We start from the raw sequence: 18,341 nt of genomic DNA on the forward strand, positions 1-18,341 counted from the left end.
TAGCCACTCGTATTTCAAGCGCCACGCCGCACTGAGAGGAATAAAATGGGCGAAATTGTTTTAGCCGCCAAGGTGACCCATGTCCCTTCGATGTACCTATCCGAACAGCCTGGCCAACACCACGGCTGCCGGGCTGAGGCCATTGCCGGGCACAAGGAGATCGGCCGTCGCGCCCGCGAATTAGGCGCAGACGTTGCGCTGGTGTTCGATACCCACTGGCTGGTCAACAGTGGGTATCACATTAACTGCAGCAATCACTTTGAAGGTATCTATACCAGCAACGAACTGCCCCACTTTATTCAAGACATGGCCTACAACTACGCAGGCTGCCCCGACCTCGGCGAGCTGATCGCCACGGAAGCGAACCGCTCAGACATTCGTACCATGGCGCACAATATCAAAAGCCTGAAGCTTGAGTACGGCACCCTGGTACCTATGCGCTATATGCACATGGGAGTCCCTGAGGAGCAGGCGCTCAAAGTGGTGTCGATTGCGGCCTGGGATGCCTGGCACGACCTGAATGAAAGCATCAAATTTGGCGAAGCCATACGCCGCGCCATCAAGGTCAGCAATCACAACGTCATGGTGTTGGCCTCAGGGTCTCTTTCCCACCGCTTTAGTGATAACAGCGATGCAATGGAAAACATGCACCGCTGGACGCGTGAATTTGACCGCCAGATGGATATACGTGTGGTTGAGATGTGGCGGCAGGGGCACTTCAAAGAATTCCGCACCATGCTGCCGGAATATGCCCAGCACTGCTACGGCGAAGGCGGTATGCATGATACCGCCATGCTGCTTGGCGTATTAGGCGAAGAGTACGACACGCCTGCCGAAATACTCACTGAGCCTTTTGGCAGTTCTGGCACCGGCCAAATCAACGCGATCTTTCCCCTTTAGGCAGTCTCGAGGTAACCGTCTGGCTGGTTCGGCGCCCGGGGCGGTAACGAGAGCCACTCATTACACAAGCAGGAGATATGGCATGGAGATACCTACCAATACGTTCAAGCAGGCGTTAGCCAATAATGAGCCGCAAATTGGTCTATGGCTGGGGCTAGCCAATGGATACTGTGCGGAGCTCTCTGCCAATGCGGGCTTCGACTGGCTATTAATCGACGGCGAGCATGCCCCCAACGACCTGCGCACAATACTGGCTCAGCTGCAGGCCGTCGCGCCTTACCAAGCTCACCCCATCGTGCGTCCGCCGGTCGGCGACACCGCGCTGATCAAGCAGTATCTGGATATCGGCGTACAAACGCTATTGATCCCCATGGTCGATAGCGCCGAACAGGCCCGCGAGTTGGTACGTGCCACTCGCTATCCGCCAGAAGGCATTCGCGGCGTCGGCAGTGCACTGGCACGCGCTTCGCGCTGGAACAGCATCCCCGGCTACCTGGATAAAGCGGATAACGAAATCTGCCTGTTAGTACAGATCGAAACCCAGGAAGGCCTTAAGCACCTTGATGAAATTGCCGCCGTCGAAGGGGTGGATGGGGTGTTCCTCGGCCCCGCCGACCTCAGCGCATCCCTAGGGCATCGCGGTAACCCGGGTCACGAAACGGTGCAAAACGCCATTGAAGACGCCATCCAGCGCATTCAGCAGTCAGGCAAAGCGGCCGGCATTTTATCGGCAGACCGCCAGCTCGCAGCACGCTATCTAACCTTAGGTTGCACCTTTGTCGCCGTCGGCGTCGACACCAGCGTCTTGATGAACTCACTGAAAGCGTTGGCCAGCAGCTTTAAAGACGACGGTGATACCGCACCAGCGGCGGCCACGCCCCCGTCGGTTTACTAACGTCACCTATCACCGCTTTTTTAACCCACTGCCTATTTTACGTTAGGAATCATTCATGAAACTGCACGACTCACGCCTACTGCGCCAACACGCTTTTATCAATGGCCAGTGGGTCAGCGCCGATAACGGCGAAACCTTCAGCGTCACCAGTCCCGCGGACAACACGCCGATCACCGACGTTGCCCGGGTTGGAGGCGTGGAAACACGCCGGGCAATAGAAGCCGCTGAAGCCGCGCTGCCAGCCTGGCGCGATAAAACGGCGAAGGAGCGCGCCGCTATTCTTCGCCAATGGTTCACCTTGATGCATGAACACAAAGAAGACTTGGCCCGCCTGTTGAGCTGGGAGCAGGGTAAGCCGCTTGCCGAGAGCCGAGGCGAGATCGACTACGGCGCCAGCTTTATCGAGTGGTTTGCCGAAGAAGGCAAACGCGTTTATGGCGATGTCATCCCTAACGATAAACCGGGTCGTCGCCTCGTCGTCATCAAACAGCCGGTGGGGGTAGTTGCCGCCATTACGCCGTGGAATTTCCCGGTGGCAATGATTACCCGCAAAGCTGGCCCAGCCCTGGCAGCCGGCTGTACCATGGTGCTCAAACCCGCCTCCGAAACGCCACTTTCGGCGCTGGCCTTGGCCGAACTTGGCGAACGGGCGGGTATCCCAGCAGGTGTGTTTAATGTGGTTACCGGCCGCGCCGGCGCTATCGGCAGCGAACTCACTCAACATGCAAGCGTGCGGAAACTGTCGTTTACCGGCTCCACGGAAATCGGCCGTCAGCTAATGGAAGAGTGCGCCGGTACGATTAAAAAAGTCAGTATGGAGCTGGGCGGCAATGCCCCCTTTATCGTCTTTGACGACGCCAACCTGGATGATGCCGTTGAAGGCGCTCTGGCGTCCAAATTCCGCAACAGCGGGCAAACCTGTGTCTGCACAAACCGCTTTCTGGTTCATGATGCTGTCTATGATGCCTTCAGTGAGAAATTGGTCGCCGCCGTTCGTAAACTGAAGGTTGCACCCGCAGAGGAAGAAGGTGCCCAGCAAGGCCCGCTTATTAATCTAAAAGCGGTCGATAAAGTGAAAAGCCATATTGAAAATGCGCTAAGCCAGGGCGCTAAAGTGTTATGCGGCGGACAATCCCACGCTTTGGGCGGTAACTTCTTTGAACCCACCGTGCTCGGCGATGCCACGCCAGCCATGGATGTCGCCAACGAAGAGACCTTTGGCCCCCTGGCGCCGCTGTTTCGCTTTGGTACAGAAGCAGAAGCGATAGCCATGGCCAACGACACTCCCTTTGGTCTCGCCGCCTACGTTTATACGCAAAACATTGGCCGTTGCTGGCGTGTAGGGGAGGCTCTTGAGTATGGTATGGTAGGAATTAACGAAGGTATTATCTCGACGGAAGTGGCTCCTTTTGGCGGCATCAAGGCCTCTGGCGTTGGCCGGGAAGGATCTCATTACGGTATTGAAGATTATCTCGAAATTAAATATATGTGCATGGGCATTAAGTAATACTCCCAGTGCCACCAGGCAGCTTGTCCTGGTGGCTATTTAGAAAAGGCAACGAATGGCACGCCCTACTCCCTCCTTAACGTTGGCGTTGATGCAAGCCCGTGAGTCCGCGATGGACTTCTTCAGGCCCCATCTCAACCGCCACAATATAACCGAACAGCAGTGGCGAGTGATTCGCATCCTGTGGCAGTCGGAAGATCAAACCCTGGAAAGCCACCGGCTGGCGAAACTCGCCTGTATACTGCCACCCAGTTTGACTGGCGTGCTGGTTAGACTTGAACAGAATGGCCTGGTGGAACGCTGGAAACCTGCCACCGACCAGCGCCGCCTGTGCGTCACGCTAACCGGAAAAGGCAATGCGCTATTCGAGGAAATGAAAGTTGAAATGATCAGTCAGTACAAGAAGATTCAGCGAGCGCTGGGGGAGGAGAAGTACCGTACCCTGATGAGCCTGCTGAAAGAAGTGCAAGAGCTTAATCCAGATCAACTGCCTTCCGACCCTGATACTTAACGTTCAATGGTAAGTTATCATCACGGCTGCGGGCCCTTTTATGCAATCCTCACTGCTTAAAAGGGCCTCCTTGTCTAAACGGCTCACCGTTAAACGTTTTGCTGCTCCTGAGATTCCAAGACTTCTTGAATGCGTTTCGTGGCATCCTGCGTTTGGTTGGCCAGTTTTTTGACTTCATCGGCGACGACCGAAAAGCCCCTGCCTGCCTCGCCTGCCCGTGCCGCTTCAACCGCAGCATTGAGCGCCAGTAGATTGGTTTGAGTGGCAATCTGGCTGATCACATCCACCACCTCTGACACCTGGTGGTAGGTCTTCTGATTGTTAACCACGATGGTTTCATGGGCAGACTTGGCCGACCGCTCATCCTCAATGTTACGAACCGCGCCAATGACGCGTAACAGTTGACCATCTTCGCCCCTGATCGCGCGGCCACGCTCCCTAAACCAGCAATAGCCATGGCGTTTATGGTACATACGGAATTCTTCTACATATTCGCCCGAGCCTGATGGCGAGAGAACTTCCCTTTCAAACGCTGCTAAAATATTGGGCAAATCATCTGGATGGGTGATATTCGCCTGGCTGTCCATCCCATTAGGCAGCTCCTCCCGGGTATAGCCCAAGAGGCTCCTAAACTGATCAGTGATGACCATCTCACTTGCCGGATCTTCTACATCACCGTGGTAGACGATAAAGTCCCATACGCCTTCGGTGAGCGTCAGTTGTATCATCTCCCATACCCTTTGCTCCCCCGTCAAGCGTTGGCACTCTGCTTCCAGCGAGCGAATACGGTCGTCTTTTTGGCGGACAAGCTCTGCATGGTGCCTTTCCATTTCTGTGAGGCTTTGCGACGCTGAGGCCAACTCGTTGGCAAGCGCATTTTCTGACTCGGATTTACGGTCAATAAATGATTGGATGGTTGAAAACAGGTCTGAATTGCGACGTAGTTCACTAAAAATGGAGCTATCAATGGCGCCTTGGCCACCCTCTAACTGACCAAAAAAACCCAGAATGTCATCCGCTAGCCTTTTGGAAGATCTTATATTTAACATTATCGCTACCCTCTCCAGATTTGGCGCACGAAAGCAGCACCTTATCGTCGGTTTTCATGCACCGAGTGATCACGGTGGGTAGCATTACTGTGAGCATTGAAGTCGAGAGTTTCTTGTTTATAGGTGACAATCATTTGTACCCTTCTGCCAGAAGGTCGAGACAAAAACCACCCATCCCCCTGAATGTGCACGCCCCCCGTTGAGGCGTACTGCCCCGCTCAATCTGCTTCCTCACCTAGCGTTTTGCCGGTGTGCCGGCGTCAAAGCGCTGCATTACTACTCCCCATAAGGCCCCAGGAAAGGTATTTTGTTTACGCTCGTAATCGCAGGGTCATCTAAAGCAATAAAGCGAAGCTCAATGGGCTGGCTGGGCTGAGTCAGGTCGGCCGCCTCTACCGTTAACCCTAGGCGTAGGCTGCGCGTCTCGTTTGCCAGCACCTCGATCGTGTCCATACCCTGTAGGCGAAGCCCTGGTAATCCCGCTACCGATAACGCATAGCGATGTGCCTGGCCATCTTGATTGCGCAGCGTCACGTTGTAGTAATTGATAATGCGACCCTCGGCCGTGCTTTCAAACAATGTCTGGCGGTCGCGCACAACATCGACATCGATGGGCACACGGGAATTCAAGAAACCGACCAATAACACCACCATAGAGAGTAGCGCCGCTGAGTAAGCCAGCAGCTGAGGTCGCCAAAAGCGGGTCGTTTTACCCTCCAGCTCGCGCTCGGTGGTGTAACGAATCAGCCCCAGCGGTTTATCGATCCGCGCCATCACGCTATCGCAGGCATCGATACACGCCGCGCAGCCAATACACTCGTACTGTAATCCATCGCGAATATCGATACCGGTGGGGCATACCTGAACGCAGAGTTCACAGTCGATGCAGTCACCGGCCCGAGTTGCCTCTACGCCCTTTTGAGGCGAGTTCCGACGCGGCTCGCCGCGGGCGGCATCGTAGGAAACAATCAGCGTATTGGCATCAAACATCGCCGACTGGAAGCGCGCATAGGGGCACATATGCAGACAAACCTGATGGCGAAGCCAACCGGCATTCAAGTAGGTAAACAGGGTAAAGAAACCGATCCAGAACAGCGCCAAAAGGTGCATATCCAGAGTAAACACATCCACTACTAACGCTCTTATCGGCGTGAAGTAACCAACAAAGGCTATTCCCGTTGCCAGCGCAATCAGTAACCAAGCCGCATGTTTGGCGGTTTTGCGCCATAGCGTATCCAAACTTCGGGGCGATTTATCGCGCCGAATGCGACGGTGCCGTGGCCCTTCCAGGCGATGCTCGAACCAGATAAACAGAAACGTCCAAACGCTTTGCGGGCAGCTGTAGCCACACCACACACGCCCCGCCACCACCGTGATCAAAAACAACCCAAAGGCGCACAGCACCAAAATCCAGGTGAGTAAGATAAAGTCCTGGGGGTAAAACGTCGCCGCAAACAGGTGGAACTCCTGGGCAGAGAGGTCAAACCACACCAGCGGCCGGTCACCCCAGTTGATCCACGGCAAACCGAAATAAAGCGCCATCAACAGCCAGTTAGAAAAACGCCGGATACGCTGGAAAAAACCGCCTATTTCCCGCACATAAATATGCCCCAGCTTAGTGGAGTGAGAGTTAGGCGGTTTATTATTGGAAGGCTTAGAGGAGGGCGATTGGTACTCAACCGCCGCCTCCGTGGCCAGGTCTTGCAGTGGAATGCGTTGCGTCATACCGAGATCCAGAAAAGAGGGAGTAGAGGTCTATGCGGTCGAGGGACGTCATCGAATTAGCCGCTACTATGCCTTTCTGGCCGACAACTAAAACAGACGCAGTTTTAGAGAAAAAAGCCATATCAGTTGGTAACTACCGCCGAATATGGCGCTATCTGATATGCTTTTAATTAAGAGTATCGAAGCTGTTTATTACCCTACGCACCGACGGTTTATGCCATGAAACGCTACGAACAGTTTGCCGATGAGATAGCCACGTTGATTCGCCAAGGCGTGCTTGGCCCTGGGGAGCGTATTCCTTCGGTGCGTCAGGCGAGCCGACACCACGGCATCAGCCCCTCTACGGTGTTTCAGGCTTACTACTTACTGGAAAACCAAGGGCTTATCACTGCACGGGCACGCTCGGGCTATTTTGTGCGCGAACACGCCCGACGCTTGCTGGACGAACCCCGCGTAACGCTGCAGCCCACCGCCCCGGCAGAGGTAGAAGTCAGCGAGTTGGTGTTCTCGGTGCTTGACTCGCTTCAGGATGACCAAACGGTGCCCTTTGGCTCGGCTTTTCCCAGCCCTGAGCTGTTTCCGCTTTCGCGCTTGAGTATCAGCATGACCCGGGGGCTGCGGGCGCTTTCGCCCCAGCAGGTGGTGGCCGATATGACCACCGGGCATACTGACCTGTGTCGGCAAATTGCCCTGCGCTACATGCTGGGCGGCATTCAACTGCCGATGGAAGAGCTGGTGATTACCAATGGCGCGATGGAGGGGCTTAACTTGGCCCTGCAGTGTGTTACCGAGCCGGGCGACCTGGTGGCGATTGAGTCCCCAGCGTTTTATGCCAGCCTGCAAGTGTTGGAGCGGTTGAAACTGCGCGCGGTGGAGATTCCGGTTCACCCACGGGAGGGGATCGACCTGGAGGTGCTGTCAGAGCGACTAGAGACACTGCCGATCAAAGCCTGCTGGTTTATGAGCCACCTGCAAAACCCAATCGGCGCCAGCCTGAGTAAAGAGCGCAAGCAAGCGCTTTATCAGCTGTTAAAACAGCACCAAATACCCATGCTAGAGGATGATGTGTATGCCGAGCTGTACTTTGGCAGCACGCCGCCTGCGCCCGTAAAAGCCTTCGATGATGAGGGTTTGGTCATCCACTGCAGCTCCTTCTCAAAGTGCTTGGCACCCGGCTACCGGGTGGGCTGGGTGGCAGGCGGTCGCTATGCCCAGGCTATCTCGCGGCTCAAACTAATGACCACGATTTCACCTTCCGTGCCCGCTCAGGCAGCCATCGCAGACTATTTGCAGCACGGCGGTTATGACCGCCATTTGCGTAAGCTCCGCCATGCCCTGGAAGCCCAGCAAAGCAGCATGCTGGCAGCGGCGGATCGCTACTTTCCTGCCCATACCCGTATTACCCGCCCTGCGGGCGGCTACTTTTTATGGGCGGAGTTTCCCGAGCAAGTGGATTCGCTGCGACTCTTCAATACGGCGCTCGAACATGGTGTGAGCTTAGCGCCAGGCCCGATCTTTTCCGCGACCCAGCAGTTTCGAAACTGCGTGCGCTTAAGCTATGGCCACCCCTGGACGCCACGCAGCGAGCGCGGCATGGAAACACTAGGCAAGCTATTAACCCTCTTTTAACGTGAACATCCAACGCAGCCTTTCGCCAAGCGCCTAGGCTGGCTAGCCGCACACGTCAGCTAAGGGTCTCGGCATCTTCAGCAACAGGTTCGATGGGGTCACCGTTTTCATCCAGCAACTGATGATCGTAAGCGGCCTGGAGGCCAGTATCTTCAGCCTCTGTCGGTTGCAGCTCTTCTTCCTCTGTCAAATAGTCGATATGGCCCGGATAAAGCGGTGATAGCACCGCGACCAGAATGCCGACCACCGAAAAGATCGCAAACGCATCCGCATACCCAAGCCTGTCGACCAGCACACCAGTCACCGGCGAGCCCACCGCCTGCCCAAGCGCGCAGGCCATAAAAGGTAATACCGGCCCCATCGATAGCCGCCCAGGCAGCAGCCGGATGCCGGTCATCAGGTACAGTCCTGTCAAACTCATGTAGGCAAGACCGAAAACCATCGCGGAAAACATCGCCAGCGCTAATTGACCAGGGCTAGCGGCCAGCAACACCAAGCTTGAAGACAGCATCATCAACATCAATGCCTGGGTAATGGGTGGGTTATTTCGGTCGGCTAAATCACTTATTACAGCGCCGCCGAGCCCGGCGACCCCTACCGCGAACCATAACCAACCGGTGTGTCCTGGGGACAACGCGCCAAGGGTAACCGCCAGATCCGGAGCAAAAAGCCAGTACGGCGCAGATACAAAGCCCATGGCGAAGGCAAAAATCGTCAGCCGAATGAGGCGCGACCATTGCGACCTAGTGATGGGCGGTGGTGGTGCAGCGTTGGCTGGAATGACTCGTGACACGGAAGGGATGAAGTACCATGCCGCCACGACTCCCATAGCGGTAAGCGCAGCAAATATCGTGTAGGTCAGTCGCCATGCATCCGACAAGAACACAACGGTCGGTACCGCCACGATGATACCGATGCTAGTACCGGCATTCATAATCGAGCTGACCCGCCCATGCATTGCGCGGCTCACCAGCGCCTGCATTGCAGCGGTCAGCGCGGGCATCATTAAACCGGTGCAGATACCGCAGATAAATACACCCATACCCAGCGATAGCGCGTCTGACGACTGGCTGATCAATGCTAAACCGCCAACACCGAAAGACCCAGAGAGAATGGCTAAGTTACGCGCACCGAGCCGATCAGCGGCAAGCGGCGCGACCAGTGTGGAAAGCACAAAACTAATAAACGGCAGCGCCCCGATAATGCCGACCAGGTAAGACGTCAGCGAAAGCTCGGCACTGATAGAAGGTACAAACAGACCAAAGGCAAAACGCGCAAGCCCGTAACTGATCGCCACCAGCGCGGCTCCAAATAGGGCAAACCCCATGCTCGACAACGCTTTCATACGGAGCCCTCCACTGCCATTGATTGCATGTATACAAGGTCGCTATGAGCATTGTCGTCGCAACTTCCGCTATGAGCAATGCAGATTTTGAACAGCTAGCGGGTAACCTCCAGTGATCATCTGGGCGATAAGTGGAGTTAAGCAGGCAGCCTTTGTTGAATGACCGCTTTCAGACTTAAGGAAGCCACCACCAAGCACTACCAGCCATCTCTGCTTTCCTTCACATAGGTGAGAAAATGAACACTGAACATAATTGCCACGCGGCGTTCCAGGGCTTACAACTATACGGCGAGATAAAGTTAATAATTCACCAACAGGAAGATTAGCGCTATGTCGATTGAGCTTTGGCTATCGTTTGTGTTGGCTTCGTTTTTGGTCATCGCGTCCCCCGGCCCCGCCGTTGCTCTACTGGTAGTGACCGGCATCAATCAAGGCCGCAAAGCTGCTCTGGCGATGTTGCCTGGCTTTTTCTTGGGTGACCTGGTGGCGATGTCACTTTCGTTTGCAGGCGTAGGCGCGCTGCTGATGGCATCGGCGGAGCTATTCGCCATGGTTAAATGGCTAGGGGTTCTCTATCTGCTTTACCTAGGCATCAAGATGTGGCGTGAATCCGGCCAGTTAAATGACCTGGAAGCCTCTGGGGTGAACGTTCAGCAAGGTACCGCAAAGGCATTTTGGGTGACGCTGCTAAACCCCAAAAGCATTCTATTCTTCATGGCATTCATGCCGCAGTTTATTAACCAAACCCAGCCTCTGGCGCCCCAGTTGGCGATTCTGTTTGCTACGTTTCTTGTGATCGGTGTCATCTCAGACCTCGGCTACACACTGTTGTCGACCACTAGCCGACAACTAATGACCGCCAATTTTCGCCGCCTGCTACACCGTTGCGGTGCAGGTAGTTTGATTGGCGCGGGGGTATTGATGACCTTAATGCGCCGCCCGACGGGTTAATATTAATTTGGGATGTAACAATATCTCTGTCGCTTTATATCAGGAGTGATCAGTGACTGACGAAACCCCGTCAGGAACTGATCGACTTACCCCGGATGCAGCCACTTTTCGAACGCCGCTGGAGATAGCGGCTTGGCGATAAGATAGCCCTGAGCCTCGTCACAGCCCAACTGAACGAGGCGGCGGTAAACAGCATCGCTCTCTACCCCTTCGGCCACCACGCGGTAGCCCAGATCATGGGCCATTAAAATCATCGAGTTGACCAGCGTCGCGGCACGCTCATCACTGTCTAGATGGGTGATGAAAAGGCGATCAATCTTCACGGTATGGGCGGGAATCTCGTGCAGGTAGGAGAGGCTGCTGTAGCCGGTACCGAAATCATCAATGGCGATCCGCACTCCAGCGCTTATCAGCGCTTTGAGCTGGTCAGTCGCCACGTCTCCCTGGCTAACCAACGCGCTTTCAGTCAGCTCCACCTCCAGGTTGGCTCTCGGTAGTCCCATGTGCGCCATCTCACCCAGTAGCTGTAGGGCAAAATGCTCTTCCTCAAGATTGGTCGCCGACACATTGACCGAAATCTGCAGTGTCTCGCCTTGCCGGTGCCACGCTGCTGCCTGACTAACGGTATGCCGCAACACCCATTGGGTGAATGGCCTAGCCATCGGCGTATGTTCGATCAATGGGATAAACTCGTCTGGCGATAAGTCCCCCAAGACTGGATGGCGCCAGCGCAACAACGCTTCTGCTCCCGAACACTCGCCGCTATCAAGGCGGACACGCGGTTGGAAGACCAGGTAAAGCTCATCCTCGTTTTCCAGCGCCCGGCCAATGTCGTTCAGCAGCATATAACGCCGCTGGTAATCGGCATCCAGCTCCGAGGAAAAGAGGCCCGCCCCTCTTCTCGCTTGGCGAGCATCCAGGCAAGCGGCATAGGCACTTCGCAAAATATCCACAGTCGCGATCTTGCCTAAACAAAATGGTGCGATACCCACGGTGGGCCGAACCAATACCGGCACTGCGCGGGCAGATTCAAGCGCGAGCAGCGCCTGACGAAGCCGCAGCGCCTCCTGGAGCAAGTGCGTATCGCTGGCGTGGTTCACCAGATGCACGAACTGGCAGCCACCCAGGTGGTAAATTTTCATTCCCGAACCGATGGCTTGTTGTAAACAGCGGGCGGAAACCCTTACCAGCTCGTCAAGGTAAGCGGGGCCCAGGGTACGGTGAAGCGCGCTTATCTCACTGACATCGACCACCTCGGTCAACAGCGCGACTCTCCACTCGTGTGGCGAGTCACGCTGCATATCCTGTAGGTCTTCAGCAAACTGGTTTCGGTTAGAAAGGCCAGTTAACGGGTCGACCCTGCCAAAAGCGTGCTGCAGCTCGATCTGGGCCATGACCATGGCGGCTAGATCGCGGAGCATTGTTTGCTCCTGCTCAGAGAGCTCGTTTGGCTGGGTGTCTAGTACGCACATCGCGCCCAGAGTGTGACCTTCTCGCGTGACCAACGGTGCACCCGCATAAAAACGGATACCTGACTTTGCCAGATAGCTATTTCGGTAGCAGTCCGAGGCAAGCAGATCGGGGATGACCAGGACTTCTTAGGCATCGCAGACCTCCCCGCAGGGAGCCGTTTCACGGGGAATCTCCCAATGATCGACCCCGACCCGGGACTTGAACCACTGGCGGTTCTCGTCGGTGAGCGATACGGCGGCGATCGGCAAACCGAATAGCTGGCTAGCCATCCGTGTTATGCGATCAAAACTCTCACTGGGGGAGGTATCCAGCAGGTTTAGCTGGCGGAGCGCGAACAGACGATCCTGTTCCTGGGCATTCATGTACGTAAACCTACGCCGAGATGAACACTGATTCTTTAATAATATATATCAGCCCCATAAAAAAATTGCATTTGATAGCGCTCATTTTTCTGATGCCATTATTTGTTTTTCAGGCTGAGAGCGCGATATTCACAGGCCAAGAACAACAAGCATAAGATCAAACCCAACATCACAATTGCGCAAGCATGATGACATGTACCTACCTTCCTTTATGGCCCAGCGATGAGTTCAGCGTTGACCGTCGACAGTTCGCTAATCAGGAGATTGCCATAAGATGGCAAAACGCATCTAAAGGATCAGATCCATGACAGACAACGTGTCATCAAGAGCTATTGCCGCGCTTAGAAACCTTTTTATTGGTGATTCACTGGCGATGCCGGTGCACTGGTTCTACAACGTTCACGATATCGACCGTGCGTTTCCAGACGGAATAACCACCTTTGAAACGCCGCCGGAATTCCATCCGTCATCGATTATGTCGCTGCACTCGACTAGCGGTGGGGGTCGCAAACGTGCGGATAGCCAAGCTCCGCGCGAGATCGTTGGCGATGTCATCCTTAAAGGCAAACAGTCGTACTGGAACCGCCCCAACGTTCACTACCACCAAGGCATGCAGCCTGGGGATAACACCCTTAACGCCTACTGCGCATTGACCCTAATGCAAACGATGGATGCGCCTGATAAACACTATGACCGCGACACCTTCCTGCAAGCCTATATCCGCCTAATGACCGCAGAGATACCGGCCCATCCAGACACCTACGCCGAGTCTTATCATCGCGGCTTTTTCGCTAATCTTGAAAAAGGCCTGCCGCCCCACAAGTGCGGCGCCGTCACCCATGACACACCTTCCATTGGTGGCCTGGTAACGATTGCCCCGCTAGCAATCGGTGAACGCTTAAGGGGTCTTTCGCTGGCCGATACCCGCAAGCTTTGCCGCAGCCACTTAGCACTGACCCATCCAGACAACTTTCTTGCCGACGTTTGCGACGCCTACGTTGAGCTAATCGACGCGCTACTGTTCCGCGATGACGATACCAACGTGCAGGAACTGCTGCTGAAGGCGACCCGCGGCTTATCCCGTAGGGAATTAACGAAGCTGGTGGAGAGCAATCGCCCCGAGCGAGAGGTAATAGGCAGGGAACTATCAACCGCTTGCTACATTACCGACGCGTGGCCTGCGGTGTTATACCTTGCCTGCAAACACCACCAAGAACCTTTGCGGGCTTTACAGATTAACGCAGAAGTTGGCGGCGATAGCGTACATAGAGGTGCCGTACTGGGCGTGTTGTTAGGCTTAATCAATGGCGAGGAGGCGGGCAACCTATTTGCCCGGTTAACCGAACAAACGTCGATTAACCGGGCCATTGAGGGTCTTGTTCTAATGAAAAGCTAGTTTTGAAAAGCTAGCTAAGAACGCCGCTCCCACAGCGTGACTTCCGAGAGGCTATGCTGATACTTATGCATAGTCTCACGGATCACGAAGGGCACTTTCTCGGGATCGCTGATCATCCGGAAGTGGGGTTCAAGCAATTCCTTCAGGCCATCCAGCGTGCTGAAGTTTTCGCCGTTTTTCTTGAAGCCCCCGATCCACTCCTCCATCGGCGTGTACTCTTCCAGCCAGGTATATGGCGACGCAATCATCAGGATGCCACCGGCATTGATACGCTGATGAATGGTCTGCAGGAACTGGGCAGGCTTATACAGCCGATCGATCAGGTTAGCTGCCAGCACCAAATCATAATTGCTGAACTGCGGCTTGAGATTGCACGCATCCCCCTGGTGGAAGCTAACGCGGTTGGCCGCTTCTTCCAACCCCAGGCTTGCCAGGGTGCGCTCCTGATAGCTAACCAGCTCGCCCTCTTCGGTGCGGGTGTAACGCAGCACTTTCTGCTCCGCCATTTCCACGCCCTGACGGATAAAGTTGGCCGAAAAGTCCACGCCATCGACATGCTCAAACTCGCGGGCCAGCTCAAAGCTGGAGCGCCCGCTGGCGCAACCTAAATCCAGAGCGCGTTTTTTCTGGCGGCCGGCCATGCTGGCTAACGCCTTGTTAGCCAGTACCTGCGGGAAGTTGGCAACACCAAACCACTCGTCGCCGTAATGGAATTCCGCGTACTCCGCCATGCGGGCATTACTTTCGTAATAAGCGCTGGGCAGCTTGACCTCCGCATCTGATACTACGTAGCGGAACCCCGCATGCTGAAAGAAGTGGCGCCGGAACGCGTAGCGCGCGCTAAGGCGGGTTTCGTTACCGCAGGATATCCAGGAGCCGCCTTTGATCAGGTTGTGCTGGTTGTCGAAAGTCGGCGTTGTGAAATCATCGTACAGTGGGTGCACATCAAACCCTGGGAATGGGTAGGTAGGCGTTTCCATCCACTGCCATACGTTGCCTACCACATCGAACCACTGGCCATGCTGGAATCGCGTGACCGGGCAGGAAGAGGCGCCGTGATCCAAATGCAGGTTGGCGTTGGCGGGCTTGTTACTCTCAATCTCAGAGACACCTGCTTCTTCCACCAGACGATGCCACTCATCTTCCGTTGGCATGCGCACGGGCTGACCCGTCTGCTGGCTTTTCCAGTTACAGAAGGCTTTGGCCTCGTGGAAATTGACCTCGACAGGCCAATCCCAAGGCATCTCAACCTCTTCGGTCATTAAGCGCAGCAACCATTCGTTTTTCCACACCCAGAAGGTGGGATGAGTCGCCTTGGCAAAATTACGCCACCCCAAACCTTCTTCTGACCAGAAGGCGTCGGTCAAGTAGCCACCGGCTTCGACGAACTCTAGGAACTCATTGTTGCTAACCAGAAACTGGCTGGCTTTAAACTCTTCCACGTCGGCGCGGTGATGGCCGTACTCGTTGTCCCAGCCATACCATGGGTCGTCAAACGACTTGCCTAACACCACCTCGCCTTGAGGCACCGTAATCAGCGTATTTTCCGGCGGCTCGCCGGTAGTGCGAATAGGCTCCCAAGCCGGCTGGGGCGTGACCAGATCGAGCGACTGCTGGCGAATCAGAACAGAAGAGGTTTCAAGGTGAATGCGTTCGTGCTCAATGCCCATCACGATAGGCCAGAATGGGCTATCCCAACCGATGGGCAGCGATACGGGCAGCTCGCGGATCAAATTAAGCACCGCCGCTCGCACCTTGGCGCGGTACTCCATTACCTCACTGACCGATGGCCATGAGTAGTGAGCTTCGTTGAGATCATCCCAGCTCATTTCATCGACACCCACCGCAAAGATAGACTCCATATTGGGGTCTATCCGGGCAGGCAAGAGCTTCGCCAGTACCAGCTTATTGACGAAAAACGTCGCGGTATGGCCGAGATAAAAAATCAGAGGATGCCTGAGAGCAATAGGCTTACGCACATAGGCTTCTTCGCTTGTCAGCGTGGTAAACAGTGACTCATAGCGGTCAAAGGTGGCAGTGAAGCAAGTCTCTATTTCTCGACGCGTTGCTTCAGGGTCGTTACCTGCCAACATCACAGTGCGGGGAAATAGGTCGGATGAGGTCGTGTCTTGTAGACCCAATGGCGAGCTTATGGAAGTCATAGGTTAGAGCGCCTTTATCTTTAAACGACGATGATTCGCCTAGGTAAACATATAAGGACATTAAAAACCAAAAACTCATACAAAAGCTACCATTAGTTGTACAAAACTGTTCCATCATGACCTTGCTCTTTGCGGATGAAGGGCGACAACCGGCTGAGTGTTAGACTGGGGCTAGCTAACCCGACTTCTTCTAATATGTTCATGAAAAGGCGAATTGATGACCACCGTTGCCATATTTGTTGATATTCAAAACGTCTATTACACCGTGCGCGAAGCCTATGGCCGAAACTTTGATTACAACAAGTTCTGGGCACGCGTAACCGCTAACAGAGAGGTTATTAAAGCTGTTTGCTATGCCATCGATAGGGGTGACCAAAAGCAGCGAGAGTTTCAAAATATACTCAGAGCGATTGGTTTTGATGTGAAATTAAAGCCCTTTATCCAGCGCTCAGACGGTTCCGCAAAAGGTGACTGGGATGTGGGCATCGCCCTCGATGCGATGGAGTATGCGGAACAGGCAGACGTTATCGTGCTGGTATCCGGCGATGGTGACTTCGATCTGCTAGTCCAAAAAATCCGTGCGAAGCACGGGAAAAAAGTCGAAGTGTATGGTGTTCCCCAACTGACGGCAGCGTCGCTGATAAATGCGGCCAGTGAATTTATAGCTATAGATAAAGGGCTTCTATTGAATTAATTATAGTTCGAAAAGAATCTAAACTGCTGTCGATAGCTATTTCGATAGAAGGCTGCCGCGAAGACATGGGGATTGACCAGGTTTCCGGCCGGTAGCACATCTATTTAGGCGCTATACAAAAATCCCAACCAATTCAAAACGTTTATCCATCGTTTATTAGATTTTTTGAAATAAGCGAGACGAACCTTTCAAACGCATACTTTAGTCTAACCACCCCATCATATTTACCCATACCGAACCGGCATAGGCTATGCACAGAAGCATGCTGCCAGTTAAATATTCTAACGCTCTGGCCAGCCAATACTCTGTTGAATAACCATGATGACATGCCCCGATGCCTTACGTTCACGATACGCTGACACGGCTTAATAAAAGCAGCCCTGCACAGTCAGAATTTTATCAAGCCACCGAAGAAGTGCTCGAATGCCTGCGCCCGCTACTCGAGCAGAGTGATTACTATCATCACCACAGCATTATTGAGCGAATAGTCGAGCCCGAACGGCAAATTATGTTCCGGATAAGCTGGGTAGATGATGCTGGCAAAGTGCGGGTCAACAAAGGCTATCGCGTGCAGTTCAACTCTGCCCTTGGCCCTTACAAGGGCGGCTTACGATTTCATCCCAGCGTTACCTCGGGCACCATCAAGTTTCTCGGCTTTGAGCAAATTTTCAAAAATGCGTTAACCGGCTTGCCGATCGGCGGCGGGAAAGGCGGAGCCGATTTTGACCCCAAAGGGAAATCAGATAACGAGATCATGCGCTTTTGTCAGGCGTTTATGAGCGAGCTCTACCGTCATATTGGCCCCCACTGCGATGTACCAGCAGGCGATATCGGCGTCGGTACGCGTGAAATTGGCTACCTCTTTGGTCAGTACAAGCGACTCACTGGCCACTATGAGGGCGTGCTCACAGGTAAGGGGCTAAATTGGGGAGGCTCGCTAGGCCGTAAAGAGGCCACCGGCTACGGTGCAGTGTACTTTGCACAAAACATGCTGGCTGCCCGGGGAGAAGAGCTGCGCGACAAGACCTGCCTCGTTTCCGGCGCTGGCAATGTAGCCATCTATACCATTGAGAAGTTATACGAACTGGGGGCTAGGCCAGTCACCTGCAGCGATTCACGTGGCACCATTCACGATGAAAACGGTATTGATTTAGGCTTACTCAAACAGCTCAAAGAAGTGCAGCGCACCTCTTTAGAAGCCTACTTACACGAACACCCTGACGCGCACTACATTTCTGCACGTGACTACCCTCAGGGCGGGAATGCCGTATGGCGTATTCAAGCCGACGTTGCTTTCCCCTGCGCGACGCAGAATGAACTGACCGAAAGCGATGCGGAAATCTTACTCGCTAATGGCATAACGTGTATCAGTGAAGGGGCCAACATGCCTTCTACCAAGGAGGCCGTCGACCTGCTTCTAGACGCTAAAATTGCCTATGGGCCCGGCAAGGCGGCTAATGCAGGTGGCGTTGCTACCAGTCAGTTAGAAATGGCACAAAATAGCAGCATGGAGCAGTGGCCACTGGAGAAAGTCGACCAAAAATTAAAACAGATTATGGCCAATATTCACCGCCAGTGCGCCGATACAGCCGAAGAGTTTGGTGATAAAACCAATTTGGTACTCGGCGCCAATATTGCAGGTTTCAGAAGGGTGGCTGATGCCATGATTGAACAAGGTGTCACCTGATCGTCTTTATTTTATAAATCGCTTATACTGTAAAAAGCACGCAGTCCTTCCTTTA

At 54.2% G+C, this 18,341-nt stretch carries 15 protein-coding genes; 9 read left to right on the forward strand and 6 right to left on the reverse strand.

What is annotated here, in order from left to right:
- Positions 1-45: 45 nt before the first annotated feature.
- From hpaD to hpaR, 4 genes are all read left to right on the forward strand, one after another.
- Entirely contained in the window at positions 46-900 is an 855-nt protein-coding gene (hpaD, locus tag SR894_RS19375; protein ID WP_223289003.1) for a 3,4-dihydroxyphenylacetate 2,3-dioxygenase, read from the forward strand.
- Between the two features lie 82 nt (positions 901-982).
- Entirely contained in the window at positions 983-1,795 is an 813-nt protein-coding gene (gene hpaI / locus SR894_RS19380; RefSeq protein WP_133731986.1) for a 4-hydroxy-2-oxoheptanedioate aldolase, read from the forward strand.
- Positions 1,796-1,850: 55 nt separating this feature from the next.
- On the forward strand, positions 1,851-3,302 hold the full coding sequence (gene gabD / locus SR894_RS19385) for an NADP-dependent succinate-semialdehyde dehydrogenase (RefSeq protein WP_223289002.1): 1,452 nt from the start codon (positions 1,851-1,853) through the stop codon (positions 3,300-3,302).
- A gap of 55 nt (positions 3,303-3,357) precedes the next feature.
- On the forward strand, positions 3,358-3,813 hold the full coding sequence (gene hpaR / locus SR894_RS19390; protein ID WP_223289001.1) for a homoprotocatechuate degradation operon regulator HpaR: 456 nt from the start codon (positions 3,358-3,360) through the stop codon (positions 3,811-3,813).
- An 89-nt stretch (positions 3,814-3,902) separates the two neighbouring features.
- On the opposite strand, the gene SR894_RS19395 is transcribed toward hpaR, so the two are convergent.
- Entirely contained in the window at positions 3,903-4,862 is a 960-nt protein-coding gene (locus SR894_RS19395) for a methyl-accepting chemotaxis protein (protein WP_223289000.1), read from the reverse strand.
- Between the two features lie 276 nt (positions 4,863-5,138).
- A complete protein-coding gene (gene ccoG, locus SR894_RS19400) occupies positions 5,139-6,587 on the reverse strand; it encodes a cytochrome c oxidase accessory protein CcoG (protein WP_223288999.1) in 1,449 nt (482 codons plus the stop codon).
- Between the two features lie 219 nt (positions 6,588-6,806).
- Between ccoG and mapR the strand changes: the two genes are divergently transcribed.
- Positions 6,807-8,216 carry an aminotransferase-like domain-containing protein gene (mapR, locus tag SR894_RS19405; protein ID WP_223288998.1) on the forward strand — a complete coding sequence of 470 codons (1,410 nt, stop codon included), beginning with the start codon at positions 6,807-6,809 and terminating at the stop codon, positions 8,214-8,216.
- A gap of 55 nt (positions 8,217-8,271) precedes the next feature.
- Here the strand turns inward: mapR and SR894_RS19410 are convergent, their stop codons facing one another.
- Complete coding sequence (locus tag SR894_RS19410; RefSeq protein ID WP_223288997.1) at positions 8,272-9,561, reverse strand: MFS transporter; 1,290 nt, start codon at positions 9,559-9,561, stop codon at positions 8,272-8,274.
- Between the two features lie 330 nt (positions 9,562-9,891).
- On the opposite strand from SR894_RS19410, the gene SR894_RS19415 reads away from it, so the two are divergent.
- On the forward strand, positions 9,892-10,512 hold the full coding sequence (locus SR894_RS19415) for a LysE family translocator (RefSeq protein ID WP_223288996.1): 621 nt from the start codon (positions 9,892-9,894) through the stop codon (positions 10,510-10,512).
- A gap of 86 nt (positions 10,513-10,598) precedes the next feature.
- On the opposite strand, the gene SR894_RS19420 is transcribed toward SR894_RS19415, so the two are convergent.
- Together SR894_RS19420 and SR894_RS19425 are read right to left on the reverse strand one after the other, a co-directional pair.
- On the reverse strand, positions 10,599-12,104 hold the full coding sequence (locus SR894_RS19420; protein ID WP_275951333.1) for a sensor domain-containing phosphodiesterase: 1,506 nt from the start codon (positions 12,102-12,104) through the stop codon (positions 10,599-10,601).
- Between the two features lie 6 nt (positions 12,105-12,110).
- The gene (locus SR894_RS19425) at positions 12,111-12,347 is read right to left on the reverse strand and encodes a hypothetical protein (protein WP_246638284.1); all 237 of its coding nucleotides are present in this window, start codon (positions 12,345-12,347) and stop codon (positions 12,111-12,113) included.
- A 304-nt stretch (positions 12,348-12,651) separates the two neighbouring features.
- On the opposite strand from SR894_RS19425, the gene SR894_RS19430 reads away from it, so the two are divergent.
- The gene (locus SR894_RS19430) at positions 12,652-13,743 is read left to right on the forward strand and encodes an ADP-ribosylglycohydrolase family protein (RefSeq protein WP_223288995.1); all 1,092 of its coding nucleotides are present in this window, start codon (positions 12,652-12,654) and stop codon (positions 13,741-13,743) included.
- Positions 13,744-13,757: 14 nt separating this feature from the next.
- On the opposite strand, the gene ovoA is transcribed toward SR894_RS19430, so the two are convergent.
- The gene (ovoA, locus tag SR894_RS19435) at positions 13,758-15,905 is read right to left on the reverse strand and encodes a 5-histidylcysteine sulfoxide synthase (protein ID WP_133731975.1); all 2,148 of its coding nucleotides are present in this window, start codon (positions 15,903-15,905) and stop codon (positions 13,758-13,760) included.
- Between the two features lie 217 nt (positions 15,906-16,122).
- Between ovoA and SR894_RS19440 the strand changes: the two genes are divergently transcribed.
- Both SR894_RS19440 and gdhA read left to right on the forward strand, forming a co-directional pair.
- Entirely contained in the window at positions 16,123-16,599 is a 477-nt protein-coding gene (locus tag SR894_RS19440; RefSeq protein WP_133731974.1) for an NYN domain-containing protein, read from the forward strand.
- 334 nt (positions 16,600-16,933) lie between these two features.
- A complete protein-coding gene (gene gdhA / locus SR894_RS19445) occupies positions 16,934-18,286 on the forward strand; it encodes an NADP-specific glutamate dehydrogenase (RefSeq protein ID WP_133731973.1) in 1,353 nt (450 codons plus the stop codon).
- Positions 18,287-18,341: the final 55 nt, after the last annotated feature.

Origin of the sequence: Vreelandella neptunia (assembly GCF_034479615.1) — a bacterium.
Taxonomy (GTDB): domain Bacteria; phylum Pseudomonadota; class Gammaproteobacteria; order Pseudomonadales; family Halomonadaceae; genus Vreelandella; species Vreelandella neptunia.